Origin of the sequence: Paenibacillus solanacearum, from assembly GCF_910593845.1 — a bacterium.
Taxonomy (GTDB): Bacteria; Bacillota; Bacilli; order Paenibacillales; family NBRC-103111; genus Paenibacillus_G; species Paenibacillus_G solanacearum.
The window spans coordinates 32777-58254 of record NZ_CAJVAS010000007.1; the positions used below are offsets into that span (position 1 = coordinate 32777).

The 25478-nt window shown below is 55.2% G+C and carries 26 protein-coding genes; 6 read left to right on the forward strand and 20 right to left on the reverse strand.

Annotated elements, in window-relative coordinates; all coding sequences use genetic code 11:
* The first annotated feature begins 191 nt into the window (after positions 1-191).
* Positions 192-383: a hypothetical protein gene (locus KXG62_RS10290; protein ID WP_218091868.1), complete on the forward strand. Its 192-nt coding sequence runs from the start codon at positions 192-194 to the stop codon at positions 381-383.
* Here KXG62_RS10290 and chrA read toward each other — a convergent pair.
* The 10 genes from chrA to KXG62_RS10340 form a co-directional block, all read right to left on the reverse strand.
* The gene (gene chrA, locus KXG62_RS10295; protein ID WP_218091869.1) at positions 380-1567 is read right to left on the reverse strand and encodes a chromate efflux transporter; all 1188 of its coding nucleotides are present in this window, start codon (positions 1565-1567) and stop codon (positions 380-382) included. The genes KXG62_RS10290 and chrA overlap by 4 nt on opposite strands.
* Positions 1568-1702: 135 nt before the next feature.
* The gene (locus KXG62_RS10300) at positions 1703-3943 is read right to left on the reverse strand and encodes a hypothetical protein (RefSeq protein WP_218091870.1); all 2241 of its coding nucleotides are present in this window, start codon (positions 3941-3943) and stop codon (positions 1703-1705) included.
* A gap of 45 nt (positions 3944-3988) precedes the next feature.
* Positions 3989-5167 (reverse strand): ABC transporter permease, encoded by a 1179-nt coding sequence (locus KXG62_RS10305; RefSeq protein WP_218091871.1) that lies wholly within the window; start codon positions 5165-5167, stop codon positions 3989-3991.
* Complete coding sequence (locus KXG62_RS10310) at positions 5164-5883, reverse strand: ABC transporter ATP-binding protein (RefSeq protein WP_281426721.1); 720 nt, start codon at positions 5881-5883, stop codon at positions 5164-5166. The genes KXG62_RS10305 and KXG62_RS10310 overlap by 4 nt, the downstream gene beginning before the upstream one ends.
* A gap of 24 nt (positions 5884-5907) precedes the next feature.
* On the reverse strand, positions 5908-7581 hold the full coding sequence (locus KXG62_RS10315; RefSeq protein ID WP_246627382.1) for an efflux RND transporter periplasmic adaptor subunit: 1674 nt from the start codon (positions 7579-7581) through the stop codon (positions 5908-5910).
* Positions 7582-8116: 535 nt separating this feature from the next.
* Positions 8117-8551 carry a hypothetical protein gene (locus KXG62_RS10320; RefSeq protein ID WP_218091873.1) on the reverse strand — a complete coding sequence of 145 codons (435 nt, stop codon included), beginning with the start codon at positions 8549-8551 and terminating at the stop codon, positions 8117-8119.
* Positions 8548-9957 carry a hypothetical protein gene (locus tag KXG62_RS10325; RefSeq protein ID WP_218091874.1) on the reverse strand — a complete coding sequence of 470 codons (1410 nt, stop codon included), beginning with the start codon at positions 9955-9957 and terminating at the stop codon, positions 8548-8550. Before KXG62_RS10325 ends, KXG62_RS10320 begins: the two co-directional genes overlap by 4 nt.
* 10 nt (positions 9958-9967) lie before the next feature.
* The gene (locus KXG62_RS10330) at positions 9968-10423 is read right to left on the reverse strand and encodes a hypothetical protein (RefSeq protein ID WP_246627383.1); all 456 of its coding nucleotides are present in this window, start codon (positions 10421-10423) and stop codon (positions 9968-9970) included.
* A 49-nt stretch (positions 10424-10472) separates the two neighbouring features.
* Positions 10473-11057, reverse strand: coding sequence for a hypothetical protein (locus tag KXG62_RS10335; RefSeq protein WP_218091875.1), 585 nt, complete (start codon positions 11055-11057; stop codon positions 10473-10475).
* Positions 11054-12094, reverse strand: coding sequence for a metallophosphoesterase family protein (locus KXG62_RS10340; protein WP_246627384.1), 1041 nt, complete (start codon positions 12092-12094; stop codon positions 11054-11056). The genes KXG62_RS10335 and KXG62_RS10340 overlap by 4 nt, the downstream gene beginning before the upstream one ends.
* A 358-nt stretch (positions 12095-12452) precedes the next feature.
* Here KXG62_RS10340 and KXG62_RS10345 point away from each other — a divergent pair, with 358 nt between their 5' ends.
* Both KXG62_RS10345 and KXG62_RS10350 read left to right on the forward strand, forming a co-directional pair.
* Positions 12453-13022 (forward strand): class I SAM-dependent methyltransferase, encoded by a 570-nt coding sequence (locus KXG62_RS10345; RefSeq protein WP_218091876.1) that lies wholly within the window; start codon positions 12453-12455, stop codon positions 13020-13022.
* Positions 13023-13131: 109 nt separating this feature from the next.
* Positions 13132-13467 carry a hypothetical protein gene (locus KXG62_RS10350; RefSeq protein WP_218091877.1) on the forward strand — a complete coding sequence of 112 codons (336 nt, stop codon included), beginning with the start codon at positions 13132-13134 and terminating at the stop codon, positions 13465-13467.
* A 59-nt stretch (positions 13468-13526) separates the two neighbouring features.
* Here KXG62_RS10350 and uxaC read toward each other — a convergent pair whose 3' ends face one another.
* Positions 13527-14939 carry a glucuronate isomerase gene (gene uxaC / locus KXG62_RS10355; protein ID WP_218091878.1) on the reverse strand — a complete coding sequence of 471 codons (1413 nt, stop codon included), beginning with the start codon at positions 14937-14939 and terminating at the stop codon, positions 13527-13529.
* 81 nt (positions 14940-15020) lie between these two features.
* Positions 15021-16523 carry a tagaturonate epimerase family protein gene (locus KXG62_RS10360; RefSeq protein ID WP_218091879.1) on the reverse strand — a complete coding sequence of 501 codons (1503 nt, stop codon included), beginning with the start codon at positions 16521-16523 and terminating at the stop codon, positions 15021-15023.
* Between the two features lie 182 nt (positions 16524-16705).
* Here KXG62_RS10360 and KXG62_RS10365 point away from each other — a divergent pair, with 182 nt between their 5' ends.
* Entirely contained in the window at positions 16706-17554 is an 849-nt protein-coding gene (locus tag KXG62_RS10365) for a helix-turn-helix domain-containing protein (protein WP_218091880.1), read from the forward strand.
* 151 nt (positions 17555-17705) lie between these two features.
* Complete coding sequence (locus tag KXG62_RS10370; RefSeq protein WP_218091881.1) at positions 17706-18641, forward strand: MraY family glycosyltransferase; 936 nt, start codon at positions 17706-17708, stop codon at positions 18639-18641.
* Between the two features lie 47 nt (positions 18642-18688).
* Here the strand turns inward: KXG62_RS10370 and KXG62_RS10375 are convergent, their stop codons facing one another.
* The 4 genes from KXG62_RS10375 to KXG62_RS10390 form a co-directional block, all read right to left on the reverse strand.
* Positions 18689-18919: a cold-shock protein gene (locus KXG62_RS10375; protein WP_218091882.1), complete on the reverse strand. Its 231-nt coding sequence runs from the start codon at positions 18917-18919 to the stop codon at positions 18689-18691.
* Between the two features lie 138 nt (positions 18920-19057).
* On the reverse strand, positions 19058-19258 hold the full coding sequence (locus tag KXG62_RS10380; RefSeq protein WP_218091883.1) for a cold-shock protein: 201 nt from the start codon (positions 19256-19258) through the stop codon (positions 19058-19060).
* Positions 19259-19474: 216 nt separating this feature from the next.
* On the reverse strand, positions 19475-20545 hold the full coding sequence (locus tag KXG62_RS10385; RefSeq protein WP_218091884.1) for an AbrB family transcriptional regulator: 1071 nt from the start codon (positions 20543-20545) through the stop codon (positions 19475-19477).
* Positions 20546-20738: 193 nt separating this feature from the next.
* Positions 20739-22025: a Gfo/Idh/MocA family protein gene (locus KXG62_RS10390; RefSeq protein WP_218091885.1), complete on the reverse strand. Its 1287-nt coding sequence runs from the start codon at positions 22023-22025 to the stop codon at positions 20739-20741.
* Between the two features lie 144 nt (positions 22026-22169).
* On the opposite strand from KXG62_RS10390, the gene KXG62_RS10395 reads away from it, so the two are divergent.
* Positions 22170-23027: an AraC family transcriptional regulator gene (locus KXG62_RS10395; RefSeq protein ID WP_218091886.1), complete on the forward strand. Its 858-nt coding sequence runs from the start codon at positions 22170-22172 to the stop codon at positions 23025-23027.
* A 17-nt stretch (positions 23028-23044) separates the two neighbouring features.
* Here KXG62_RS10395 and KXG62_RS10400 read toward each other — a convergent pair whose 3' ends face one another.
* The 4 genes from KXG62_RS10400 to ndk all read right to left on the reverse strand — a co-directional run bounded on the left by KXG62_RS10400 (position 23045) and on the right by ndk (position 25453).
* Positions 23045-24160, reverse strand: coding sequence for an aminopeptidase (locus KXG62_RS10400; protein WP_218091887.1), 1116 nt, complete (start codon positions 24158-24160; stop codon positions 23045-23047).
* Between the two features lie 93 nt (positions 24161-24253).
* Positions 24254-24553 carry a hypothetical protein gene (locus KXG62_RS10405; protein WP_218091888.1) on the reverse strand — a complete coding sequence of 100 codons (300 nt, stop codon included), beginning with the start codon at positions 24551-24553 and terminating at the stop codon, positions 24254-24256.
* Between the two features lie 4 nt (positions 24554-24557).
* Positions 24558-24755 carry a helix-turn-helix transcriptional regulator gene (locus KXG62_RS10410; RefSeq protein WP_218091889.1) on the reverse strand — a complete coding sequence of 66 codons (198 nt, stop codon included), beginning with the start codon at positions 24753-24755 and terminating at the stop codon, positions 24558-24560.
* 221 nt (positions 24756-24976) lie between these two features.
* Complete coding sequence (ndk, locus tag KXG62_RS10415) at positions 24977-25453, reverse strand: nucleoside-diphosphate kinase (RefSeq protein ID WP_218091890.1); 477 nt, start codon at positions 25451-25453, stop codon at positions 24977-24979.
* Positions 25454-25478 lie beyond the last annotated feature (25 nt).

The following is a 25478-nucleotide window of genomic DNA, read 5'->3' on the forward strand; positions in this document are numbered from 1 at the left end:
GAAAGGCTCTCGCTATGAAAAAAAATACCCTCTGCGCGAAGCAGAGGGTGCGTTAGGCGGCGCCAAACGAAGACCGATGAACAGCGGATCGATATCCGCAGCGGATATTTGATATAATGACGGCATGACGCAGCAAGCAAGGCGAGCACGGAACCTGCCTGCGCTGCTGCGAGCGTAAGGGGATGGACCTCATGAAATGGAAAATAACGGTGTTTGTGATCCTTCTGCTGCTGTACCCGCTCTTCCTGAAATGGGTGCACATGACGGACCTGCGGGCAATCCCGATCATTGTGCCTTATTGTCTGGCAGCCTTGTCCGTCATCATCATCTTCTCCGAAATCATCGGTGCGATCGGAGCGCTTCTGCGCAAAAAGAAATCTTAACCGGCCAGCGCGCCGCCTGCCGCTCCGACAAGCACGACGACCCAGGGCGGAAGTTTCCATAGCGTCAACATGCCGTACATCAGCAGCACAAGCGCAACATCGACCGGCCGCGATACGGCGCCGACCCATATCGGCTGATACAAAGCGGCAAGCAAAATGCCGACTACGGCTGCATTCACGCCGATTAATGCCCCCTGGATGCGCGGATTGCCCCTCCAGGCGCTCCAAAACGGGAGTGCACCGACAACGAGCAGAAACGCCGGCAAAAAAATCGCCGCCGTGGCGATCAATGCGCCGGTCAAGCCTCCGGCGACCGCACCCAAATAAGCCGCAAACGTAAAGAGCGGTCCCGGGACCGCTTGCGCGGCGCCATACCCTGCCAAAAACTGCTCCTTCGTCACCCAGCCAGCCGGCACGACTTCCCGCTCAAGCAGCGGAAGCACGACGTGCCCTCCTCCGAAAACGAGCGAACCGGAACGGTAAAAGCTGTCGAATAGCCGAATCCCTTCGGGCGCTCCCCACTGTACAGCGAGCGGCAGCCCGGCCAGCAGCAGCGCGAACAACGCAAGACAGGCGATAGCGATCGATGGGCTGACCGTTACCGGCGGCGCTGCGACCGGCGCCTCGCTGCGGTTCTTATACAGTACGACGCCGATCATACCGGCGAGCGCGATGAGCAGCGCTTGGCTGAACGCCGTTTGCCAGAGCAGCGCAGCAGCCGCCGTTCCTAGAGCGATCGCCCCCCGGGACGGCCCTGCCGCAAGCTTCTGACTCATCCCCCATACAGCCTGCGCGACGATAGCGACCGCTACCAGCTTCAAGCCGTGTACCCAGCCGGCCTCTGCGATGCCCCAGCCCTGAATCAAATAAGCAAAAACAACCAACGCCACAACGGAGGGCAGCGTAAAGCCGAGCCATGCCGTCACGCCCCCCAGTAAACCTGCGCGAAGCAAGCCGACCCCGATCCCGACCTGGCTGCTCGACGGTCCGGGGAGAAATTGGCACAGCGCCACAAGATCCGCGTAATCCCGTTCGCCGAGCCAGCGGCGGCGGACGACATATTCCTCGTGAAAATAGCCCAGATGAGCGACCGGCCCGCCGAATGAGGTGAGACCCAGCTTTGCCGATACGGTGAACAGCTCCGACAGTGCGCTCCACTTTTTCCCAGCTGGCTTAGGATTCATTCCATTGCACCCCCGAATCTCTTACATAAAAACGAACGTACCACGACATGCCCTGGAAGTAAACGGGTTGACCCGCGATTTGCATAAAAAAATAAGAGCGGGCATCGTTTGATCCCGCTCTTATCGGTTATGCCATTATTGCTGCAGCTTGGTCACAAGGCGCTTGGCCGTTCCTGTTGCCGTCTGCATCGTTTCGTATACGTTCACGGTGATCGGGTAGCTGAACTGATCCGACTTGATATCTGTGAAGTCGAACGTCTGGATCCCGTTCACCAGCTTGTTCGTGCCTTGAAGCGTTTGGGTCATGCCTCCGAGCACCCGGTTATCCTTATCGACAAGCTCGAACTCCAGTGTAGAGAACGAATCGTCTACAAGCACTTTCGGGTCTTTGGCAATGTCCAGGTTCATCCGCAGCTTATACGAATATTTGCCGCCTGAATAGTAAGTCGCCAAGTCCCAGTTCATGATGTTGACAGTGTATGGATAAAGCGATACTTTACCCGACATCAGAGGCGTATCCTCATCCGCCGAATGGACGGCAACCTGGTAGGCTGCAATCGGCAGCTTCAGCTTGTTCGAGCTCGTTTCCTCCATAATGCTCAGCTTGAACGTGCCTTTCGCCGATGGCGGCATCAAATAAGAATAGCTATATACGTACGCCGACTGCGGGATAAGCTGCTGCAGCACCGTTGTCTGTCTCGCGCCGGGATAGGAAGTGCCTGCCGCATCCTGCAGCTCCGTGGCGAAATTCGGCAGATCCAGCGTCTTGGTGCTGTTGTTCAGGAATTTGAACTTGGCCACTACCGTTTGGTAGCCGTTCTGCGCGTTCGTATGCGAAGTCAATTCCACCAGCGATACTTCCAGATTCGAATCGATGGTCGTATTGCCCGGCGTAAACGACATCAGCTGGCCGATTTCGTAATCACCCGCCGATGCGAGACCGCTGCCGGCCGTAAGTCCTGCGTCCAGATCGACGGCAATGACCGGAACGCCGCTCGCCGTTGTCGTCGTGTTCGACTGGGTACTGCTGTTCGAGCTGGAGTTGGAGCTCGTGTTCGAACTGGTGCTGGAGCTGGAGCTCGAGCTGCCGGAAGACGTCCCCGTACTCGTGCTCGAGCCGGTACCCGTCGTCCCCGATCCGGAAGACGAATTCGACGATTGCGCCGACTTCGACTCCGATACGAAAAACTCGTACGTGCCGGATACCACCTCATCCGGCAGCTCCACGATAAACTGATACGTTGCGGTATTGCCCGCCACCGTATATTTATCTTTATCTACCACGGTTTCCGTAGACAGCGCGATGGCCTGCTCCTTGGCGACGAGTATGCCCGTCAGCACCGGATTGGCGATCGTCCGTTTGCCTTCGTTGTGCAGCACTGCAGTAACGAGCGCTTGACGTTTGCCGGACTGGTTGATTTCCTCCGCTTTCGTGACGGCAATCGAGACGCCCTGCTTGCCGATGCTGTCAAACAGCCCTTTTTCGCCGAGTTTTACGTACTGGAACATCGATCCGAGCGCGATTTTGCCAAGGTTCGTGACCGAGGCGTCATTCTTGTTCATATCCAGCGTAAGTTTATCCAGCTCAGGCTGCGTTTCCAAAGTCGCCGTAAGCAGCAGATCGGTCGTAATCGCTCCGTCCGCCTGTGAGCTTTCCACCGTCGAAGCTTTCAACGGGAATGTTTTGCCGCCGCCTACATTGAGCGCATAGTTCAGGTTGGACGGGTTCCAGTTGTTGTCCGTTCCCGACACCTTCACTTTGGTCTGCAGCGTTACTTTCCACTGATTATCGCTAGGAATGACGAATCCTTTCACCGCCTGCACGGCTACGAACGTATTGCCCGTGTAGGTTGTGTCGGCATCGGACAAGTTGAACACGAATTGATGGTCGTTTTGCTGAAACGATATTGCCTTTTGCACCGACAGCGCACCGATATCCGCATTCCCGCGGCTGCGGTCGAAGAAGTCGACCATCAGTTCATCCGAAGTGAGTCCCGGGGCCAGCTTCGCGATAAAAGCATAAGACTTCGCGGCGCCCGGCTGGACGATGGCATCCGCCTTCTCGCTGAGGCTCGCGTAGTAGCTTCGGCCGTCGGTCGTCAATACCTTCACGCCGTAGCTGTTGAAGTCCAGCGCCGCGTCGCTGTCGTTATTCAGCATAACGCGGAACTGCATCGACTGGCTGTCCGTTCCTTTGGACAAGGCAACTTCCTCCAGCGTAAAGTAGGCGGAGCCGTTCAGGAACACGCCCTCCTTGCCGGCATACGTCACGCCGGGAGCAAAATTGTACGCGAGCATGCACAGTAAAGTGAACACAAGGGCAATGGCCGGATATTTCTTTCGGTTATGTGTGCGTTTCATTGGTTCCAGATTCAATGGGAGTACCTCCTTAAGTATGTCCTCTCGTGCTTGCATATGGGTTCAATCCGTGCGCAGCGCGTCGATCGGACGCAGCTTGGAAGCCTTGTTGGCCGGATAAAGGCCGAATATGATGCCTACGCCCACCGAGAACAGAAAGGCGTAAAAACTAATATCCCACGAGATGACGGTAAGCTGCTTCGCGTTGAAATGCGGCCATGCCAGCGAAAGTCCGATACCGAGCATGAGCCCGATTAATCCGCCGAGCCCGCTGATTACGACGGCCTCCACCAGAAACTGCATCAATATATTTCTCCGTTTGGCGCCGATCGACTTCCGTATTCCGATCTCTCTGGTCCGTTCCGTCACCGTAACCAGCATAATGTTCATGATGCCGATGCCGCCTACAAGAAGCGAGATGCAGGCGACGGCGACGAGCTGGCCTGTCAATGTGCTGGAAGCTTCTTTTCGCGCTTCCACCAGCGAGTCCTGATTCAAGATACGGAACCCGTTGCTGCTTTTGAATTTATAAGTCAAATAGCTGGTGAATGTCGTTTGCGCTTGTGTAATCTGGTCCTTGCTCGACGCTTCGATATACGTCGTGCGGATGTTGCCCATGCCGAGCTGGCGCTGTGCTGTCGGCAACGGGACGATGATCGCTTCGTCGACCGACCCGCCGCCCATGCCGCTGCTGCCTTTTGCTTTCAGCGTGCCGATGACCGTGTACTCAAAACCTTTAATATTTACTTTCTTGTCAATCGGGTCCGTCTGACCGAACAGTTCCGTTACGACGGTGCTTCCGAGAACAGCGACATTCGTGCGGAAGCTGAGATCGGATTCGGACAAAAATCTTCCTGACGCCACCTGATTTTTCGTAATGGAGGCGTAGCGGTCATTCGTCCCGATAATCGAATACGACTCCTGCGTCCGGTCATACTTCACGTTGCTCGAAGAGGTGACGGCCGGCGCGATGTAATTGAACTCCGGCAGCTGTTCGATTTCCATCACTTCATCGTAATCCAGTTGGGTAGCTCTCCCTTGGCCGAGGATGTTGACCGTCAGCAAGTTCGTGCCAAGATTTTCGTATTGCTTCTCGATTTGAGCGGAAGTGCCCCGTCCGATCGACACCAGCGTGACGACGGAGGCGACCCCGATAATGACGCCGAGCATGGTGAGCAACGTCCTCATCCAGTTGCCCGTCACCGTTTTGAGCGCCATGCTCATTAATTCAGACGCTCTCATGCGTGCACCTCCGTCAAATCAGCCGACGGTACGGTGTCATTCCGCTTGTCTCCGATGATAAGGCCGTCACGGATCGTCACAACCCGCTTCGCATGATCGGCAATGTGCAGATCGTGCGTAATCAAGATGATCGTGTTGCCCGATGCGTTCAACTGGATCATCAGCTCGAGCACTTCTTTGCCTGTCGATGAGTCCAGCGCGCCGGTCGGTTCGTCGGCGAGCAGAATCGCCGGTCCGATCGCAAGTGCCCTGGCGATGGCGACACGCTGCTGCTGTCCCCCGGACAGCTCGCTCGGGCGGTGATGGGACCGTTTACCCATACCGAGATTTTCCAGCGTCAGCATGCCGCGCTCCCGGCGTTCCTTCTTCGACATGCCGGCATAGATCATCGGCAGCTCCACATTTTCAATCGCGGTCAATCTCGGCAGCAAATTAAACTGCTGGAATATAAAACCGATTTTTCGGTTGCGCACTTCCGCCATCTGATCATCCCGCAGCTTCTCCGTCGCCACGCCATCGAGTATGTAAGAGCCGGAGGTAGGCACGTCGAGCAGACCGATCGTATTCATCAGCGTCGACTTGCCGGAGCCGCTGGGCCCTACGATTGCGATAAATTCGCCTTGCTCGACGGTGAGGTTGATCCCCTTCAATATTTGCAGCTCTTCCGAGCCGCGCTTGAAACTTTTCACGATATTTTTAAGCTCCATCAAGCTCATAACCGAGTTCCCCCTTCTCCGGCATTATCGGTTTCCGCCGCCACCGCCGGCGGGGAACATCATTACTCCTCCGCCACCGCCGCCACCGCTTGCGCCGCCTCGTCCCTGCTGGAACTGCTGACGCATTTGATCCGCCTGCTGCTGGGTCAGATTGGACTGTCTGGATGTCCCTTGAATGACAACCTGATCGCCTTCGCTCAATCCCTCGGTGATCTCCACCATCGTACTGTTATTGGAACCGACTTTGACTTCCTTCTGCTCCGTCGTGCCGTCTTCTTTCTTGATCGTCACCGTTCGTTTACCGGATCTTGTCTGTACGGCTTGTGTTGGAAGCTGGAGCACGCCGCGCTTGTCTTCGATGATAATGTCTGCGCTGGCCGTCATGCCGTATTTCAGCTCGGGGCTGCTTTTCAAGCTGAGCACAACCGTGTATGAGCTGACGCCGTTGGAGGTCGTGCCGACGGTAGATACTTGCGTAACCTCGCCCTGGTATGTTTTACCGGATATCGCGTCGACGCGAATTTCCGCCTTTTGCCCAACCTTGATCTTCGTCAAATCCAGCTCGTCAACACTGATCGGCAGCTGCAGCGTGTCCAAACTGGCTACCGCACCCAGCTTGACATCGCTCTTGATCGTCGTTCCGACCGGATAAGAGGTGAGCACGTTCTTCTTCGGATCGGCGAAGTCGGTGGAGAATACGCCGTCAAACGGAGCATATACCTTCAAATTCTGAACCTGTTCTTCCATATCTTGGATCGATTTGGTCTGCTGTTCAATTTGCTGCTTTTTGTTCGTAATGTCCTTGGACAAGCTGTCGTTCACGATCGTTCCGATCAGCTCGCCGGCCTGCACATCGCGGTTTTCCTTGATTTCGAGCTTGTTGATCGTCCCGCTTGCGTTCGCGAACACCGTCGTCGTCGTTTTATATTGAAGCTTCGCCTTGCCGGTGGACTGAATCTTGAGCCCGTTTGCCGTAATGCTGCCCTGCACCATAAGCTCGGCGTCCATTGTACCGTCATTGTCCACGCGAACATTGACATCGGCCAGCCTGTTCCCCTTGGCATCGGATTTGCTCCCTACCGATACCGATTCCACGGTCCCCGTCTTGTTGAGCAAGAAGCCGTCGACGGTCAACTCGATCGTATCGCCCGCCTTGATTTGCGCCGCCTCTTCCTGAATGAACGGCAGCGTAACGAGCAGTACGCTCGGGTCGGCAATCGTGGCAACCTTCGTCGTTTTCGATACAGACGCGCCTTCACTAATATTCGTGGACAAAATCAATTTTCCGCTCTGCGGCGCGACCGTCCTGAGCGAGCTTTGCTGGGATAATAAATCTTGAAGATCCGTCTGATACTGGTTCAGCGTCTGCCTTGCCGTATCGAGCTTTTCGGTAAGCGTGGAGTCCGAGAGCTCCAGCAGCAGGTCGCCTTCCTTCACGGTCTGATTCCGGCTAAGATTGATCGCCTTGATGATGCCTTCCTTCGGCGGCACGATCATTTGCACCTGCTGCGCTTCCAGTTGGGAAGTACCGGTAATGGTGGAGCGAATATTCCCCTTCGTTACTTTCACTGTCGTCTGTTGTACGTTGCTTGCTGCTTTTTTCGTATTTTTCGAATTCTGCATGTAATAAACCGTAGTACCTCCCCCTGCGGCGATCAATGCAGCGATAAGTATAATTGCGGTCTTTTTTTTATTCACTGGCGACGTACCTCCCGACATGACAATCTGTTAATGGCTTCTTAAGGATACATGCCTTTTGTGAAACGTAGATGAAATGAAACTTAAAGCTTGCTGAAAGTTTCACGTCGTTAATCATTTCGCTGGCATGGCGACAAACCGTTCCGTATCGCCGTGGAACGGTGCAAAAAACGGATGCGCGAACCGACAATGCCGCATGAAAAAACGGAACAGCCTAAACGAAACATCGTACAAGAGATGATCCCGGGGCCGAAAAAATACCGCAGCGGCGAAGGGCCGAAAGAAAGGCGTGAACGGCTAGGCGCCAGAGGAAGGGATCGGGGAGGCGGATGGCGAGTTTCGAAGCTTGCTCAGACAGCATACGTAATGGAGATAAACGATAAGGCCGGATGCACGTCTAGGGCACCCGGCTTCTACTGGCGAAGTCTCCGTATGCGTGTTATATGAGACGACGACACGGTTTACTGGCGATTGTGCCTAACCGCTTCGTTAATTGACAACGAGGGACGCAGAAAAGCAAACGTAAGAATGCCTCTTACCATTGCCACGTCCCCGGCTTTCCGCCGAACCCTTCCTTCACCCGCAGCGTCATCCGGTGCGGCACGCTCAGCCGCCGTTCGAACGCATTGCCTGCCTCGTCCCGAAATTCGCTGAACGGTATGCTGCTCGCTCCCCTCGGCAATACTTCGGCCGCATAACGGTATGTTCCGTTTAACTCCACGCTGACGCCCTTCCATACAAAATCATTTCCGTTATCCACCATGACATGATTCGGGCTGAACGACAGCTTGACCATCAGTCCGGGGTCGCCGGACTCGGACGAGCCTGATGCGGAGCAAGCGGACAGAAGGAGCACCGCGACGATCCCTGCCGGGGTCAGCAGCCGCTTGATCTGCGCAATAATCCCCTGCTTCGTCTCCATGACGCTCTTCCGGAAGCTCTTCTGGACCTTCATCGGAACGTTCTTCATGGCGCCGCTTCCCCCTTCAACGTGATTGCGCCGGACAAGCTGGCGTCGAACCGGAATTCCGGCGAATCCGGGTGACTTCCATGCACTTGCACTGCGATCGTATTGACGCCTTGAACCAGCACGTCCTTGTGGCCGTTCAGCGAGAACGATTCGAAGCCCGCATGCTCATGGGGCGAAGCGAGAGAACGGTAGTCGACCAATCCTTCGCGAATCGAATCCCGCGCTACTTCCGTGCCGTTGATATATGCGATAAAGCCGTCTTCGAACGCAACATGAAGCTGCCAATCGGTATATGCTGCCGGATCTTCCTCCAAGACGAACGTCTTGCGGAAGTAATACGCCGGCGATGCCGGCGTGGCGGGCAGCGCCGTGCGAATGCCGCTGCGCTCCGCGCCGCTTCGCGTACGCCCGAACGGCGCGGAACCCCATGTCCAGTCCGCGTCGTCATACGCCGGACTGCGCCAATCGCTGGGCGGCAGCGTGAATCGCCCCTCGATCGGCCGCTCGCCCGCAGGGTCGAGCTGCGGCGGGATCGCGGCGCGCACCTCAGCGCTGCCCGCGCGGTAGTGCCACGTGGCGCCGATGGCTACCGGCGCCCGCTCCTGCACCGCCGCCGTATGGCGCAGCCCGGCGGCGTCAAGCGCCAGCCGGCCCGCCTGTCGGCCGGCTTCGCCGTACACCGCGGCCGCGAGGCGGCTGCCGCGGCCTTCGATCGTGAGCAGGGGCGGCGAATCGCCCCCGCTCACGGTCCACTCCGCCCAACCGCGGCGGGCGGAGCTGCGGTAACCAGTCGCTGGCCGCTCCGTTACCGCAGACTCGGGCACGTACAGGCGCGGGCCGATCAGCACCAGATCGACGCCGCTGTCCGCTAGCCCCTGCCAAACTTCCGGCTGCGCCGGCTCACTGGCGAGCAGCACGATCCGGTGCGCCCGTGAATCGGCTGCGGCCGTCCGTTTCAGCCATTCAAGCTGCGCCTCGGGTTCCGAAGCGAGCCTCGCCGCATTCATGAACCAGAAGCGCGCTGCGCCGAAATCGACGAAGTAGGCGCTGCGGCCGTATCCCGGAAGCTGGTCTTCCGGGATATGCGGGAACCGCGCCGCGTCATCCGACGCGGCTCCGCCGGCGGCCGGCACGGGAAAATAATGGCGCGGCCATGGCTTCCCCATGCGATCTGCGGCGGCAGCCGGCGCCGGTCCAGCCACCAGAGACAGCTGCGGCAGCCGTTCGAGCAGCTCGGACAAATCGCCGCTGGCCGGCCCGCCGATGTAGCCGGCTGTCCACAGAGGATCTGCGGACGCTTCCCGTTCCACGATGCCTTGAATCGGCGGTCTAGACCACCCTAGCGTCGCCGCCATAACGACGATAAGCAGCGACAACAGCATGGTCATTGCATATTTATTCGTCATGTCGTCCCCCTTACGCAGGCCAGCCGTAAATCCGGTGATACACCGGAGGCCACAAGAGCAGCAATAGTATAAACACGCAGGCTGCAAAAACGTACGCCCACGGCTTCAGCGCAACACGCCGCCGCCCGAACAGCAGCACCATGAGCGCCCAACTGCCGAGCCACACGACCAGCGCAATCAGCTCTTTGCCGCCATATGGGCCGATGCGCAGCCCATTCGGCAGCCAGGAGCTGAAGCGCAGCAGCGTCATATTCGCCCGGCCGGGGTCGGCTGCGCTCCACCAATGCGCGCCGGTCAGCGCCGCCATGGCGAATACAAGCGACAGCAGCGCGGCCACCGCTTCCCCGGAGCGGCGCAGCCTCCCCCTATGATCGCGGCTCCTTCGCAAGCCTCCTGCTTCTCCCGCAGCGCCTGCCGCTTCCGGTTCAGCGGGCCTGCTCCGCCGGTTCCTTTCCCAGAGCTTCAATACTTCATTCCTCCTCTGTGAATCGTCGATCCTCTTTACCATCTTCCATCTATACCATCTTCCATTTGGCCAGCATGATGCCGAACGCAAAACCGACCAACAAACAAAACCACAGCAGCGTAAGCAGCATGCCGACGATATAGCGGATAACCGCCGCCTCTCCTCCCGCATCTTCCGGCATGCGCCACAGCAGCACACTGGCCGCCGTGCCGAACGGAAACGCCATCAACGCGACGAACTCTTTATATTCCATCAGCACCCAGTGACCGGCGGGAGCGTGGAGCTTCAGCCATTCCGAAGCTCCGTCGGGCGCCTGATAGCCGGCATACAGCCAATTCGCCGTGACAATGGTGCCAAGCGTCAGCACATTCGTCAGCAGCAATCGCTGCTGCAGCTTTTTCTTGGCCGTGCCGCTGCCCCTGGCATACCCGTAATAAGCGTGCATCGCATACGTCGACAGCAGCAGCGTCAAGGACGCTCCCAACCCGTGCAGCATCGACGCCGTACGCTGGTAGCCGGGTCCGAACATGTTGACGAGCGGAACGAGCAGCAAAAACAATACCGCCATCACCCCTTGCGCCGCCGCTACATCCTTATAGAAAACTTTGTCCTTCCTCGCACCCTGTCCGCTCATCGCTCCACCGTGAACGAGTCGATCTCGTTCCCTTGTAAATCATACACCCGATGAATCGCCTGCCGCCCTTTCACGTCCACAACCATGTAATGATAGCTCGCTTTCGGGCCGACAACGACCTGCTTCGTTTCTTTGCCCGCAGATGTGAGCGGCGCGCCGGCTCCGCCGATCGTCACTTGATAGATCTTGTTCTCATAACGATATCCGCTGCCGTCGAAAGCGCTGTCGATTTCTCGCCTGTTGTAGTTATGCTCGTGACCGACCAGTACAGCCGTCACCCGATAACGGTCGAACAGCGACCACAGCGCGTCGCGCGAAGCCGGGTCCTTATCCAGCGAATCGCCGAGATGCGCTCCGATCGGGTACGCCGGTACATGGAACTGCACGAAGATATGCCGTTTCTCCGCCGTCTTCAACTGCTGTTCGAGCCAGGCAAGCTGCTCCCCGTCGATCGCATAAGCCTTCGCTGCATTTCTGCGGTCGGAATTGAGCGTAATGAATCTTGCATTCTCGTAATCGAACGAATAGACCGTTTTCCCGAATCCCGGAAGTTGCTCCTTCGGCAGCGTCGGGAACGCTTCGGTAAACAGCTTCTCGTTATGTTCATGATTGCCGAGCGTCGGATACACGTTCGTCATGGGCATATAATCGTCGACGATACGTTTCCAGTGATCCAACTGTCCGGCGACGTCCGAACCGCCGGAGACTTGATCTCCGGTAAAGAGCAGGAAGCTCGCCGGCGGCGATAATGCCTTGACGTTGTCCAGCAGCGCGCGCATCGTCTTCTCGTTCGTTCCGTTCGAAGAACCCCGGCTGTCGCCCATGACTACGAAACGGAATGGCTTCTCCTCCGCAGCCTGTTTGTCTGCGCCCGCTCCGGGCAGGACAGTCCCCGCGCGCGCTGTCTCAGGCGCTACGGCCTTCCCTCCCCCGTTCGGCGGTGCGCTTGCGCACCCGGTAGCGAGCATCCATACGGCAAGCGTCACGCAGATGGCCTTTCCTGTTTTTTTCCGGCGAACGCATCCTTCCCGGTTCATCCTTGCTTCCTCCCAGCGGATTGGAATATTCCATAATTAACTTATTTTTCTATCGTCTCTTCTGCAAGTCTAGCAAATGTAAGCGCTTCTGCCAATGGAAATTGCGCAGGAGCGATCCGCCGCCCGCAACCGCCGGTTCCGCACAGGTCATGGGTACAAAAATCCGCGATTCGCTGCGAATTATATGACAAGCGACATGCTCTCGACCCGGCGATTGCCGGCGTTTCCGGATCGAATCGGTCTCCTGCGCCGCATATACAACCGTTTTTTTCCTGTGTGTGGTTTTTTTTAGGAAATATTTAAAATCTATGATATGATGAACATAACTGCGAAAATTAGAAGCGTTAGGAGAATATGCATGGATCTGAACACGACCATTCAAGAGAAGTTTCTGTTCCTATACAAGTTTCTTAGCTCTCCCAAACAAATTGGAAGCGTTACCCCAAGCTCCTCGTATTTATGCAAAAAGATGGTTCAATCCGTTCCCTGGGACCACGTCCAGAACGTGGCCGAGCTCGGCTGCGGCACCGGCGCGCTAACCCGATATATTCAGCAAGCGAGAAAGCCTGGAACGAAGGTGTTGTTGTTCGAAAAGGAAGCCCACCTTCAAACGCAAATTGCTGCGCGTTATCCGGAGTTCCCCTGTTACGGAGAAGCGAGCCAGCTGGACGCCGTCCTTCAGAAGGAAGGAATCGAATCGCTTGACTGCATATTGAGCGGGCTGCCTTTCTTCAACTTTCCTCAAGAGCTCCGCGACGTCCTGATGAATCAAATTCACCAGAATTTGAAAAAAGACGGGCTGTTTATCGCTTTTCAATATTCGAAGCAAATGAAGAAGCAGCTATCCGACCGATTTGACATCCAAGAGATTCATTTCGTTCCGATGAATATTCCGCCCGCGTTTGTATATGTCTGCCGCAAACGATAGCAATACCCTCCCGCTGCCTATTTTGCCTGGATAAGTATCCCGGCTTCGGCACAGCGCATAGTCTGTTGTATCGGTACCGTACAACGATGAGCTGAAAGGGAGAACGATCATGCGCAAGGAAGAAACCCGTTCATACCAGTATCCTTCCGGATACCGTTACCCGCCTTATTATCACTATCCGTACTATCCGTACTACCCGTACTATCCTTATCCATATTATCCGCATTATCATCATGGTCCTTATTATCCGGGCTATCCCGGCTACGCTCCGGGTCATCACAATCATCATCACGGCTATCCCGGCCACTACCCGGGCGGCGGCCATCACGGACCCTCGTCAGGACATCATAGTGACGGGCACCATGGACACCATCACGGCGGACAGAGCCGCGGCCAACGAAACGCTCAACGAAACGGTCCAAAAATCGGACAAAAAAAGAAATAAAAAATGCAAAAAGACCCGCTTCCGGTTCATACCAGGCGGGTCTTCTTGATCATTGAAGCTTACAAACCGAAATCGAAATAATCTTTGGCGTTATTGTACGAGACCGCTTGAACGATTCCCCCCAGCAGCTCCATATCGTCCGGAGCTTCGCCGTTCTCGACCCATTCGCCGATCAGATTGCACAACAATCTGCGGAAATATTCATGTCTCGTATAGGACAAGAAGCTTCGGGAATCGGTCAGCATGCCGACGAAACGGCTGAGAAGTCCAAGATTGGCCAGCGCCTTCATCTGATCCAGCATGCCGTCAAGCGTATCGTTAAACCACCAGGCGGAACCGAACTGGATTTTACCCGCAACGCCGCCGCCTTGATAACTGCCGATAATCGTACCGAGCACGTAATTGTCTTTCGGGTTGAGCGAGTACAAAATCGTCTTCGGCAGCGCGTCTTCGGCGTCAAGCGCGTCCAGCAGACGAACGAGCGGCTGCGCGATCAAGCTGTCGTTGATCGAATCGTAGCCGGTGTCCGGTCCGAGCTTGCCGAACATCCGCGTGTTGTTGTTGCGATGCGCGTTGATATGGAACTGCATCGCCCAGCCGAGCTCGGCATACAGCTTGCCGAGGAACGTCAGCGTATACGTTTTGTATTGTTTTTCTTCTTCGAGGCTTACCGCTTCGCCTTTCAGCGCTTTGGCAAAAATCGCAGCGGCGGCCTCTTTGGTCGTTTCCGCATAGGCTACATAATCGAGGGCATGGTCGGATACCCGTCCGCCGACGGAATGGAAAAACCGCACGCGCGATTCCAAAGCCGCCAGCAAATCATCGTATCCGCTTATTGTGCCGCCAGCCACTTCCCCGAGCTTCTCCACCCATGGCAGGAACGTCGCCCGGTTGATCTCGAGTCCTTTGTCCGGACGGAACGAAGGCAGCACCTTGCAGTCGAAGCCTTCGATTTCCTTGATCTTGATATGGTATTCGAGCGTGTCAGTCGGATCATCCGTCGTGCAGACGACCTTAACGCCCGATTTCGTGATCAGATCGCGCGCGGCGAACCCTTCGCCGCTCAGCTGCGCATTGACATTCTCCCAGATGGCAGGCGCATTCTTCTCGTTGATCAAATCGTATACGCCGAAGAAACGCTGCAGCTCCAGATGGGACCAATGATACAGCGGATTGCCAATCGTCATCGGCACCGTCTTCGCCCAGGCGAGAAAACGGTCGTAATCGCTCGCGCCGTCGCCTCCGGTCACGTACTTCTCTTCCGCGCCGTTCGCTCTCATCGCGCGCCACTTGTAATGATCGCCGTACAGCCACGCTTCGGTAATGTTCTTGAACCGCTTGTTCTCATAAATTTCCTGCGGGCTCAAATGGCAGTGATAGTCGATAATCGGCATCTGCTTCGCGTATTCGTGATACAGCTTCTCCGCCGTCTTGTTTTTAAGCAAAAAGTTGTCGTCCAGAAACTTTTTCATCGAAGGCACCTTCCTTTTTCATTTATCGGCATACAGGCCTTTTATCGCTTGTATTCCCCACCCGCGAGGCTCCCTGCGCGGTTACTTGCCGAGCAAGTCCAAATGTTTGCCGATATGCGAAATCAGCGACTGCGCATACGCTTCCTCCTGCTCGCTGAGCGTGCGGAAAAACGCGTCCTTGAACAGCGAATTTCCTTGCGCGTCCTTCGCCTGCAGTAAAATGCCGTACGTAATATGGATGAGCTGGCGCGCGTTGTTCTCGTTCATGTACGTATCCGCCAAATCGGCGTCGGCCACCTGATCGAGCGGCGCAATTTGGCTCAGGTCGGTCGTCACATGGTAGTAAGCGGTCGCTTCTTCGAAGTGCTCCAGCGCGTATTGATGCATGCTGCGGTACAGGGACGGGTTCACCTTCGCCACGGTGCGGACGGCTTCCAGCCAATTGGTGCCGGCCGTTTTCACATGGAAGCGGCCCTTCGTATACTTGCCGATGATCGGGAACACGCTGAACTTGTCGCTGCCCGAGTGAATGCTCAGCTTGTAGCCGAAATCGTCGGCAATGCCCGCATGGATGACAAGCTCCTTCTCGAACTGGGCGATATCGCCGATATAGTCAATGCCCTTCTGGAATTCACCGCAGAAACGGGGCGCCATGCTGTAAATGGTCAAGCCGCGGTTGTACAGTTCTTTGGCTACGAAGAAATGCGATTCCGGCGCGGTCGGCGTCATCGTCTCGTCGATCGAGATTTCGAAGTCGACCTCACGCGCTGCGTTTTTGATGTAAGTGACGTAAATATGCTCCATGAAATCGATCGCGGCGGCATAGATCAGCACGTTTTTGATCAGCGTCTCGCGGTCGAAAGCAATCGACGCGCCAGCGACCGGGAATGCCTGGTTCAAGTAACGGGACTCGTAGTGGCTGCGGACGGATTCCGGAAGCTTCGCATATTTGGCTTCTTGCTCTGCCGCAGTCGTACCTTCCACGCTGTTGTCAATTTTCTCCGAGCAATCGAGCGTCAGCATCGTAAAGCCAAGGCCCAGCGCCATCTCGATATCGGCCTCCACCTTCAAGTGGTCGCCGTCCGCACCGAAGCCGTCTTTGTATCCTTCCTGAAACGCGGCGTAGCAAGCAGCGTCAACGACCTGCTTGTAGTCGCGGCCGGTCAGGTTCAGCTCGCGAATGCTTTGCTGCGCCAAAATCGGCCGAACGTTACGGCCTTTGACCGTGCGAATATGACCCGGGGACGCAATGCCCAGACGGTCGCCCAGACCGATCGTGGCGATCTGCGTGCCGAACGCGCGCGGCACCGTATAGTCGAAGTATTGGTTCAATACGAGACGGTTCTCGTGTGAAAGCGGACACAATTTTACGCCGTCCTGTACTTCGCCGTGCAGCGCGTCGTATAGCGGGCCTTGACCTGCGGCTGCGATATATTTGACATGGCTGTCCAAATCTTTGATCATGACGAGCTTCGTCTCGCCGGACGTCTCCAATGATTGTTCATATACTTTCACACCGCTGCCGTTTGCATTCGAAAGCGTGCCTGCGATTAATGCTTCTGCGATCGGTTGGAACTTACCCATGAGTGAAACCTCCTAAGTTTATTATCACCTCTTTCATCATATCGCAATAATAGTTTAGTTTCTCTACCGATCTTGCTCTATTTTATATTACCTATGCATATTTTGCTGTAAAGCGGAACCGCGATCTGTTATTATGGAGGGGTGTGATACCTATTTCGGATCATCCGCGAGGAGGCTTACGAATGAGCGAAACGATAGAACTGAATTACGGCGCGGAGGAAGACGATTTTTATATACAGCATGTCAAACGGACGGAGCCGTTCGAACGGACGAATCATTTTCACGGCACGTACGAGGTATACTATTTGATATCCGGTCAGCGAACCTATTTTATTAAAGATCGCTCCTATTTGATCTCGCCGGGCGATCTCGTATTCATCAACAAGCTGGATCTGCACAAAACGTCGGACGTCGGCGAACCCGGTCATGAGCGGGTCGTGATCAACTTCAGCGACCGGTTTCTCGGCAGTGATCATCCCTTGTATACACCTGCGCTGTTCGCGGCTTTCCAGCATCCGTCTCACGTGTTCCGGTTGAAGCTGCAGGACCAGCTGTTCGTACAGCACATCCTTAAGCGAATGACCCAGGAGCTGAAGGAAAAAGCGACAGGCTACGAGACGTACGTCAAGCTGCTGCTAATGGAGCTGCTGCTGTTCGCCGGGCGCTGCTCGGAAAAGCAGGAAACGGTATCGTTCGAGCATCGAAGCCCGATGCACAAAAAAATCTCGGAAGTGGTGCGCCATATTAATGACAGCTTCCACGAGCCGCTTACCCTCGCCGGGCTGTCGGAGCGGTTCTACATGAGTCCGTTTTACTTGAGCCGCGCATTCCGCGAAGTCACCGGCTTCACCTTCGTCGAATATGTCAACACGACTCGAATTAAGGAAGCGCAGCGGCTCTTGAAGGAAACGAACATGAAAATTATCGAAATTGCAGATGCCGTCGGCTTCGAGAATATCGCCCATTTCGGCCGGATGTTCAAGAAACTGGCGCGGCTGACGCCGTTGGAATACCGCAAATTGAACCGTTAAGCACAAACTTTCGTCTATACTGACGGAACGCTGATATCTTGCCGGCCTATCTTGAATCGCTGTGCGCCTGTGATATACTTTGAGTAGCGTATTTCCAATTCATGGGGCACTATATGGAGGGATTGTTATTACTTATTTCGCCGCATTTTTGATGTCGTTTCTAATTGTGCTCTTCCTTATACCTCCGTTGCGAAAATTGGCGTTTCGCATCGATTTTGTGGACAAGCCTAAGCAGGATGTCGAACGGAAGCTGCACCGCGAGCCGATTCCTTTAACTGCTGGCTTCGCCATCTTCGCAGGGATCGTCTGTACGAATCTCGCATTTATCAAGGATGACTGGAAGCAATCGCTTGGCCTTCTGGGCGGGGCCCTGCTCATTCTCGCCATCGGCACGATTGACGATTGGTACAAGACGCACGGCAAGGAGTTCCCCGCGCTCCCGAAGTTTGTGGTACAGCTGTCGGCTGCTGTGATCGTGTACTATTCGGGCATCGTCTTTTACGGATTTAACAATCCGTTCACAGGGCAAGATATTTTGCTCCCAGTATGGCTGCAATTTTTCCTGACTGTCACGTGGATCTTCGGTGTAACCACCGTTATCAATTTCTCCGACGGCATGGACGGATTGGCGGGGGGATTGTCGGCGATTGCCGCGGTCACGCTGTTCATCGTGGCGGCGACCAAAGGGCAGTCCGAGTCGGCCATGATGGCGATCATTCTTGTCGGAGCCGCGCTTGCGTATTTGCGATACAACAAGCCGCCGGCCAAAGTATTCATGGGCGATGCGGGAGCGACGCTGTTCGGATTCCTGCTCGGCGTCATCGCGCTCGACGGCGCGTTCAAGCAGGCGACGGTGCTGTCGCTGCTCATCCCAATTTTGGCGCTCGGCGTACCGATCTTTGACAATTTGTTCGTCGTGGTCAAACGGATGCTGAACGGAAAGCCGATCTACCAAGCGGATGCAAGCCAGGCGCATTACCGGCTGCTGCGCACCGGGCTAAGCCCGAAACAAGTCGTGTTGTTTCTATGCTTGATCAACACGTGCTTCGGACTCACGTCGATTATTTTGCTCCTCCTAAACGTATAGACCGTGTACACGTAGTACACGGCCTCATTTCTTCTTACATATCTTCATTACGAAATTTGTGTGCCTTTCTTCAGCGTTTTCTGGTCGGGGTTCGTGTTGACGAGCAGCGGCAGCATCCTCATGCCGCGGACCATCGGCGCATGGCATTGCCAGCAAACCGGCGCTTGCTCAAAAGCGAAATTGTCGCGCATCCAGCCTTTGCATCCTTCCGTTTGGCAGTACCATATTGCGGTGTTTTCCTGAGGAAGCTCCTCCGCCGATTTTTTCCGAAAATTCATGCGTTCCCCCTCCTTTGATTCAAAGCAGTAAAACCTGAAGGTTTGCATGGCAAACCCGCTTCGTAAGCCAGAAATTTTTCCTTATATAATAAAAAGCTGCCCTTAAGCTCGTTAAGGGCAGCTTTTCATTTGTCATAATTACAGCTTTACAACGTTTTCTGCTTGTGGTCCGCGGTTGCCTTGAACTACGTCGAATTGAACGCGTTGACCTTCGTCAAGCGATTTGAAGCCATCGCCTGTGATCGCGCTGAAGTGAACGAATACGTCTTTGCCGCCTTCAACTTCGATAAAGCCGAAACCTTTTTCTGCGTTAAACCATTTTACTGTACCTGTTTGCATGGAATTACCTCCAAAATTGTATTTAACATGTTTTTTTATTTGGTTAGCAAATAAAAAATTCACATATTGTAAAAGGTTCCATCATTCAAATGATAACCCTTTACAACATGTGAATCAGGTCTCCTAGATATGACTATTACAGAATACCACATCTTGCTCCATAAGGCAAGCGGAAAGAACAACGAATTTTCCCAATTCGTTGTTCTCCAGCCCCGGTCAGCTGCTCCCCGGCGCGCGTCGGCCCTTCAAGCCCCAGCGCAGCAAATACGGCACGATAAACAAGATGAAAAGAATGCGAAACATCTGATAAGCGACAACCATCGATATATCCGCGTGGACGGCCGAGGCCGTAACGCCCATCTCCGTCATGCCGCCGGGCGCCGTGCTGAGAAAAGCGGTAACGACGGAAATCGGCAGAATGAGGCTGAAGCCGAACGACATCAGCAGCGAGAAGGCGACGAGCGCCACGCCGCCGGCGAGCGAATACGGCAGCAGCTTCCGCCAACCGGCGAGCGCGCTGAACTTGATGCCGAGGCCCAGAAAAATACCGAGGCTCCATTGCGCCGCGAGGATGAACGGCGTCGGCAAATGCGGCGGCGCCCAGCCGCCAACGGTAAGGACAGCCGCAACGATAATCGGACCGAGGAACCACGGCGTCGGCAGCTTCAGCCGGACGGCGAGCCAGGCCGCGGCCAATACGAGCGCCGCGATCAGAAGGGCCGCCCCCCATGCGACAGGAGCGGCCGCAGCAGCGGCTCCCGCCGGCGGCGTTGGAGCCGTCCCGTTCGCGGCGCCGCCGGCGAGCCCGTGCACCGCGAAGAACGGCACGACGAAGATGACGCTCAGCAGCCGGATCGTCTGCATGAACGCAACGACGGTGTGGTCGGTGTTCTCGATCTCCTCGCTCAGCACAACCATCTGCGACAGGCCGCCCGGGATGCTGCCGATGATGCCGCTCGACAAGCTGATCCCCGAGCGGCTGGAAATCGCAAACGCGCTCAGCACGCTGAATGCGACGGTCAGCACGGTAGCCGCCAGCATGTACGGCAGCTGCGTCACGATTTGGCTTGCGCTCTCCGCCGTGAATGCAAGCCCCATGCTGTAGCCGAGCAGCACGAGCCCGGCGTTGCGCAAGCCGACGGGCCATGTCAGCGTCCGCTTCGTGAAGCCCTGCCACAGCAGCACGGCTGTCAGCGGACCAAGCATCCAGCTCAGCGGCATATGCAGCAGGCTGAACAATATTCCTCCTACGAAGGTGACGATGATCGTCTCCAATAGCTTTCCCATGATGTCCAAACCTCTTTTCCGTTCCCTACATTTGAGATGAATACAAAAATACCGGTTCAAGTCTTCCCTTTTTAAGGATAGCTTTGAACCGGTATTTGTCAACCTTTTAACTATCGGTTATCGTTGTGCTGCTGGCGCCAAACGAGGCGCGTCCCCTGCTGCGAGCCGGCCTCATCCGCACTCCGCTGCATGACTAGAAGCGGACGAGATCGCCCACTTGCACCGGCAAGCCTGTGCGAATCGAGCGGTTGCCGGCGATGCCGGTCAGGATGGACATCGCGCCATCCACATGCGAGGCAGCGCGGTTAAAGCGATCGTAATCCGGCGTGCCGAACAAGTCGTTCAGCAGCACCGGGTCGCCGCCGCCGTGTCCGCCTTTTTGCTCCTCCACCTTCACCTCGTAAGGCGGCTCGAAAATCGGATGAACAAGAATCTTCTTGCCTTTGACAGCCCCTTCCAGCGCCTGGTCGCCGCCCGAATTGACGTACGAGGCTTCAATGACGTCCATCTCAATGCGGCCCTTCGTGCCGTTAAACGCTACGCGGAAGCCTTCCCACGGCGCATAGGCGTACAGATTGTACGTCAGCATCGCCTTATTCTCGTACCGGACCATGACGCCCATCGTATCCTCGATGTTGATACCGTCGCCGAATACGCTTTGATCGCGGAAGTAGCCGTCCTCATGCTCGGCATCCAAATACATCGCCTTCAGATTCGAGCTTTTGTCCATATGAAGCGCAAAATGATCGTTCTCCGCGGCTTTGCTCCCGTACGCGCGGGAATAAAACTCCGTTACGCCGCGCTTCTCCGCGTTTTCCCGGCCGTAGAACATCAGATCACCAAGGGCGAAGACGGTTTTCGGCTGCGTGCCAAGCCAAAAGTTCACCAGATCGAAATGATGCGTCGATTTGTGTACGAGCAGCCCTCCGCTGTTGCGCTTGTCGCGGTGCCAACGGCGGAAATAGTCCGCGCCATGCTTTGTGTTCAGCAGCCATTCGAAATGAACCGAATGCACGTCGCCGATCGTGCCGTCCATGATCAGCTCGCGGATTTTCGTATTGTGCGGGGAATAGCGGTAGTTGAACGTCACCCGCAGGTTTTGACCCGTTTCTTTGACGGCATCGAGAATCGCTTGGCATTTCTCTTCGTCAACGGTCATCGGCTTCTCCGTAATGACATCGCAGCCGAGCTGCATGGCGCGGATAATATATTGATGATGCGTCCGGTCTACCGTGGTGACGATAACCGTATCCGGCTTGATTTCCTCGATCATGCGGTCGAATTCATGCGCCTTGTAGGTAGGCACCGGCTCGGCGCCAAGCTCTCCGATCACCTTGTTCGCATAATCCATCCGTGTCTGGTTGACATCGCAAAACGCGACGAGGCGTGAAGTCTCCTTGAACGTGCTGACCAACGCTTTATAAAAAAACTGAGCTCGTCCCCCTGTACCAATCAAAGCATATGTTTTTCGGTTCGCCATCCTATTGATCCTCCTCGGGAATATGATATAGTTGGAGTATAGCGCAATATTTACATGCAAACAGCACTTAATTTGCTTTCATTTTCATTTTTTCAACAAATATTGTCCTCATTTCTCATTTTCTTGGAGGAGGCGCTCGCCCGTATGACTCCTGCTGAACCGTCCCGTTCATCAAAAAAACCGTACTTGCTTGAGCATGCATCGCGTTCCGGCAGCTTCAACATGCCGCAAAACCATGCGCATGATTCGTATGAAATTTACTATATGAAAGCGGGAAACCGTTATTATTTCATAAAGGACCGCTCTTACCTCGTCCGCGAAGGCGAGCTTGTACTGATCGAGCCGATGGTGCTTCACAAGACGACCGAGGCGTTCAGCCCTCAGCACGAACGGGTGCTGATTAACTTCAAGCCGTCTTGGCTCTCGCAAATGCTGGCCGAAATCGATGTCGACGTGCTGACCGCGTTCGGCGTAAGCCCCGTCATCCGTCCGGAGGGCCGCGACCAGGCATACGTACAGCAGTTGATCGCCGCGATGCTCGCCGAACAAGACAACAAAGAGCCCGGGTCCGAGGGCTGCATAAAGCTGCTGATGACCGAGCTCTTGTTATGGTTGTACCGTTATGTGTCCAAACTATCGGCGGAACATGGACTGGAGCGCGCCGACCACCCGACGACGCTGCACCGCAAAGTTTCCGATATGGTGAAGCATATTAACGAGCATTACCCCGAGCCGCTGTCGCTCAAAGGGATCTCCGAGCATTTTCATATCAGCCCGTATTATTTGTGCCGCATCTTCAAGGAAGCGACGGGCTTTACGCTGATCGAATACATTCAGCGGCTGCGGGTGCACGAGGCGCAAAAACTGCTGCAATCGACGCAATTGCCCGTATCGGGCATCGCCGAGCGGGTCGGGTTCGACAGCGGCACGCATTTCGGCCGCGTCTTCAAATCCGTCAGCGGCATGTCGCCGCTGCAATACCGCAAAACGTTCGGCGCTTGACGCCGCCTCCTGCCTCTTTAAATCAAGTTTTCCGGATTCAGCTCTTCGAGCTCCGGAATGACGAATTTGCCGTCCTTGCGAATCAGCACGCCGTCGAAATAAATCTCACCGCCACCGTACTCCGGGCGCTGAATGAGCACCATGTCCCAGTGCACGGAGGAGCGGTTGCCGTTATCGGCGTCGGTATATGCATTGCCCGGCGTAAAATGGATACTGCCGTCGATCTTCTCGTCGAACAAAATATCTTTCATCGGCTTCTTGATGTATGGATTGACGCCGATCGCAAACTCGCCGATGAAGCGCGATCCTTCGTCCGTGTCCAAAATGTTGTTCAGTCTTGTCGTGTCGTTGCCGGTCGCTTCGACGATTTGGCCGTTTTCGAAGCGCAGCACGATGTTCTCGAACGAGAAGCCGTTGTAGATCGTCGGCGCGTTATAGGCGATTACGCCGTTCACGGAGTCTTTGACCGGGGCCGTGAATACTTCGCCGTCCGGAATATTGTTCTTCCCTGCGCATTTGATCGCGGGGATGCCTTTGATGGAAAAGCTCAAATCGGTGCCTGGGCCGACGAGGCGCACTTTGTCCGTCCGTTCCATGAGCGCGACGAGCGCATCCATCGCCTTCGACATTTTACTGTAATCAAGATTGCACACCTGGAAATAAAAATCTTCGAACGCTTCGGTGCTCGTATTGGCGAGCTGCGCCATCGATCCGTTCGGATAACGCATGATGCACCACTTCGTATGATTGACGCGCTGATCGATGACCGGGCGCTGGTAGTTCGTTATGTACAGCTTCATCTGCTCATCCGGTACGTCGGACGTCTCGGTAATGTTCTCGCCGCTGCGAACCGCAAGATAGGCGTCCATTTGTTTCATCCGGTTCAGCTCGATGTCCGCCATCCGCTGAAACAGTTCCTTCGTCCCGCCAAGCATCAAAGCGCGCGTCACCGAAGGATCGCGGAATTCGATGAAAGGATGGCCGCCGGCTGCGTAAACCTCTTCGATTAAACACTTGGTTAATTCATGGTCGCGAAGTCCGATCATTTCGATCAAAACATTTTCTCCCGGCTGCAGGTCGACGGAATACCTCACCAAATTATGCGCAAACTGTTCAAGCCTCGGGTCTCGCATATTATCTCTCTCCTTTGGACGGAATCATGGAATAACCACTTTCCAATGTACCCAATTTTCGCTTAAAGTTCAAATTTGCCGCGCCGTATCTGCCTAGCTGCGAAGCAAATAATGCATACCGAGCAGCGCCCAACCGACCAAATGAGCTGCCAGCATGATACCGAGGATCACCGCCGCATTCAGCGGCATGCCGAGAAACAACGCGATAAATAGTGCATAAATCACAAACAAGGTGCAGATCCAGCTCTTCGCCCGGGCGCGTTCCCATGCGCGTACATATCGTTCGTCGAGTCCTCGCATCCCCCGGATGGCGCGTCTGCCTCCCCACCATCCGAGAAGACCCATCAGCGCTCCGCCCAACAATCCGAACCATGCCCAAAAATCAGTAACCATTCGCTCACTCCCCTTCGAAAATGAAAAGCTCTTCGATCGTGCTCCCGAACGCTTTAGCGATCTTGAAGGCCAGCTCCAATGAAGGATTGTACCTCCCCGACTCGATGGAAATGACTGTTTGCCTGGAAACGCCGATCATTTCCGACAGCTGCTCCTGAGTCCAGTTTCTCCGTGCCCTCATTTCTTTAATGCGGTTGTTCATTCCTTTCCTCCTTCAACTCTCCAACCGATAATGTAAAGCTTACTTTACATTTAACATAAACGGTACTTGCAATAATGTCAAGCAAGCTTTACATCGATGTGATAAGGAAGCACGACTATTTGCATACAATAAACTCTAATGATGACGTTATCCTCATTGTTGATATAACAAGACGCTGTATAAAACTTTGGAACAGATCAAATAAAAAAATCATCCCGGGTCTATTGGACCGGAATGACTTTGTCATTGGCAAGACTTCCCGGCATGCGAACCGGGTAATCGCCCGCTGCCAGCTCCTCCGGACGGAAGAAGTTGGAAATTTCCCGTTCGGCGCTCTGCGGTGAATCGGAGCCATGAATGATGTTGTTGCCGGTATTCAGCGCATAATCGCCGCGAATCGTGCCCGGCGCGGCATCAAGCGGATTCGTCTTGCCCATCATCGCGCGGGAAAGCGCCACGATGTTCTCCCCCTGCCACACCATCCCGAAGACGGAACCGGACGTAATGAATTCGACCAGTTCTCCGAAGAACGGCTTGTCTTTATGCTCCTCGTAATGATACTCCGCTTGCTCCCGCGTCATGCGGAACATTTTCGCGGCGATGAGCTGGAACCCTTTGTCCTCGAAACGCTGCACGAGCTTGCCGACCAACTGGCGCCGAACGCCGTCCGGCTTCACCATCAAATATGTTTTTTCCATACGCTAATACGCTCCCATCCAAGCA

Excerpts from the sequence above, each read along its gene's own strand:
- KXG62_RS10290 (WP_218091868.1), top strand. The coding sequence starts at position 192 with ATGAAATGGAAAATAACGGTGTTTGTGATCCTTCTGCTGCTGTACCCG.
- chrA (WP_218091869.1), bottom strand. The coding sequence starts at position 1,567 with ATGAATCCTAAGCCAGCTGGGAAAAAGTGGAGCGCACTGTCGGAGCTG.
- KXG62_RS10305 (WP_218091871.1), bottom strand. The coding sequence starts at position 5,167 with ATGAGAGCGTCTGAATTAATGAGCATGGCGCTCAAAACGGTGACGGGC.
- KXG62_RS10310 (WP_281426721.1), bottom strand. The coding sequence starts at position 5,883 with ATGAGCTTGATGGAGCTTAAAAATATCGTGAAAAGTTTCAAGCGCGGC.
- KXG62_RS10320 (WP_218091873.1), bottom strand. The coding sequence starts at position 8,551 with ATGAAGAACGTTCCGATGAAGGTCCAGAAGAGCTTCCGGAAGAGCGTC.
- KXG62_RS10325 (WP_218091874.1), bottom strand. The coding sequence starts at position 9,957 with ATGACGAATAAATATGCAATGACCATGCTGTTGTCGCTGCTTATCGTC.
- KXG62_RS10335 (WP_218091875.1), bottom strand. The coding sequence starts at position 11,057 with ATGAGCGGACAGGGTGCGAGGAAGGACAAAGTTTTCTATAAGGATGTA.
- KXG62_RS10340 (WP_246627384.1), bottom strand. The coding sequence starts at position 12,094 with ATGAACCGGGAAGGATGCGTTCGCCGGAAAAAAACAGGAAAGGCCATC.
- KXG62_RS10345 (WP_218091876.1), top strand. The coding sequence starts at position 12,453 with ATGGATCTGAACACGACCATTCAAGAGAAGTTTCTGTTCCTATACAAG.
- KXG62_RS10350 (WP_218091877.1), top strand. The coding sequence starts at position 13,132 with ATGCGCAAGGAAGAAACCCGTTCATACCAGTATCCTTCCGGATACCGT.
- uxaC (WP_218091878.1), bottom strand. The coding sequence starts at position 14,939 with ATGAAAAAGTTTCTGGACGACAACTTTTTGCTTAAAAACAAGACGGCG.
- KXG62_RS10360 (WP_218091879.1), bottom strand. The coding sequence starts at position 16,523 with ATGGGTAAGTTCCAACCGATCGCAGAAGCATTAATCGCAGGCACGCTT.
- KXG62_RS10365 (WP_218091880.1), top strand. The coding sequence starts at position 16,706 with ATGAGCGAAACGATAGAACTGAATTACGGCGCGGAGGAAGACGATTTT.
- KXG62_RS10370 (WP_218091881.1), top strand. The coding sequence starts at position 17,706 with ATGTCGTTTCTAATTGTGCTCTTCCTTATACCTCCGTTGCGAAAATTG.
- KXG62_RS10375 (WP_218091882.1), bottom strand. The coding sequence starts at position 18,919 with ATGAATTTTCGGAAAAAATCGGCGGAGGAGCTTCCTCAGGAAAACACC.
- KXG62_RS10380 (WP_218091883.1), bottom strand. The coding sequence starts at position 19,258 with ATGCAAACAGGTACAGTAAAATGGTTTAACGCAGAAAAAGGTTTCGGC.
- KXG62_RS10385 (WP_218091884.1), bottom strand. The coding sequence starts at position 20,545 with ATGGGAAAGCTATTGGAGACGATCATCGTCACCTTCGTAGGAGGAATA.
- KXG62_RS10390 (WP_218091885.1), bottom strand. The coding sequence starts at position 22,025 with ATGGCGAACCGAAAAACATATGCTTTGATTGGTACAGGGGGACGAGCT.
- KXG62_RS10395 (WP_218091886.1), top strand. The coding sequence starts at position 22,170 with ATGACTCCTGCTGAACCGTCCCGTTCATCAAAAAAACCGTACTTGCTT.
- KXG62_RS10400 (WP_218091887.1), bottom strand. The coding sequence starts at position 24,160 with ATGCGAGACCCGAGGCTTGAACAGTTTGCGCATAATTTGGTGAGGTAT.
- KXG62_RS10405 (WP_218091888.1), bottom strand. The coding sequence starts at position 24,553 with ATGGTTACTGATTTTTGGGCATGGTTCGGATTGTTGGGCGGAGCGCTG.
- KXG62_RS10410 (WP_218091889.1), bottom strand. The coding sequence starts at position 24,755 with ATGAACAACCGCATTAAAGAAATGAGGGCACGGAGAAACTGGACTCAG.
- ndk (WP_218091890.1), bottom strand. The coding sequence starts at position 25,453 with ATGGAAAAAACATATTTGATGGTGAAGCCGGACGGCGTTCGGCGCCAG.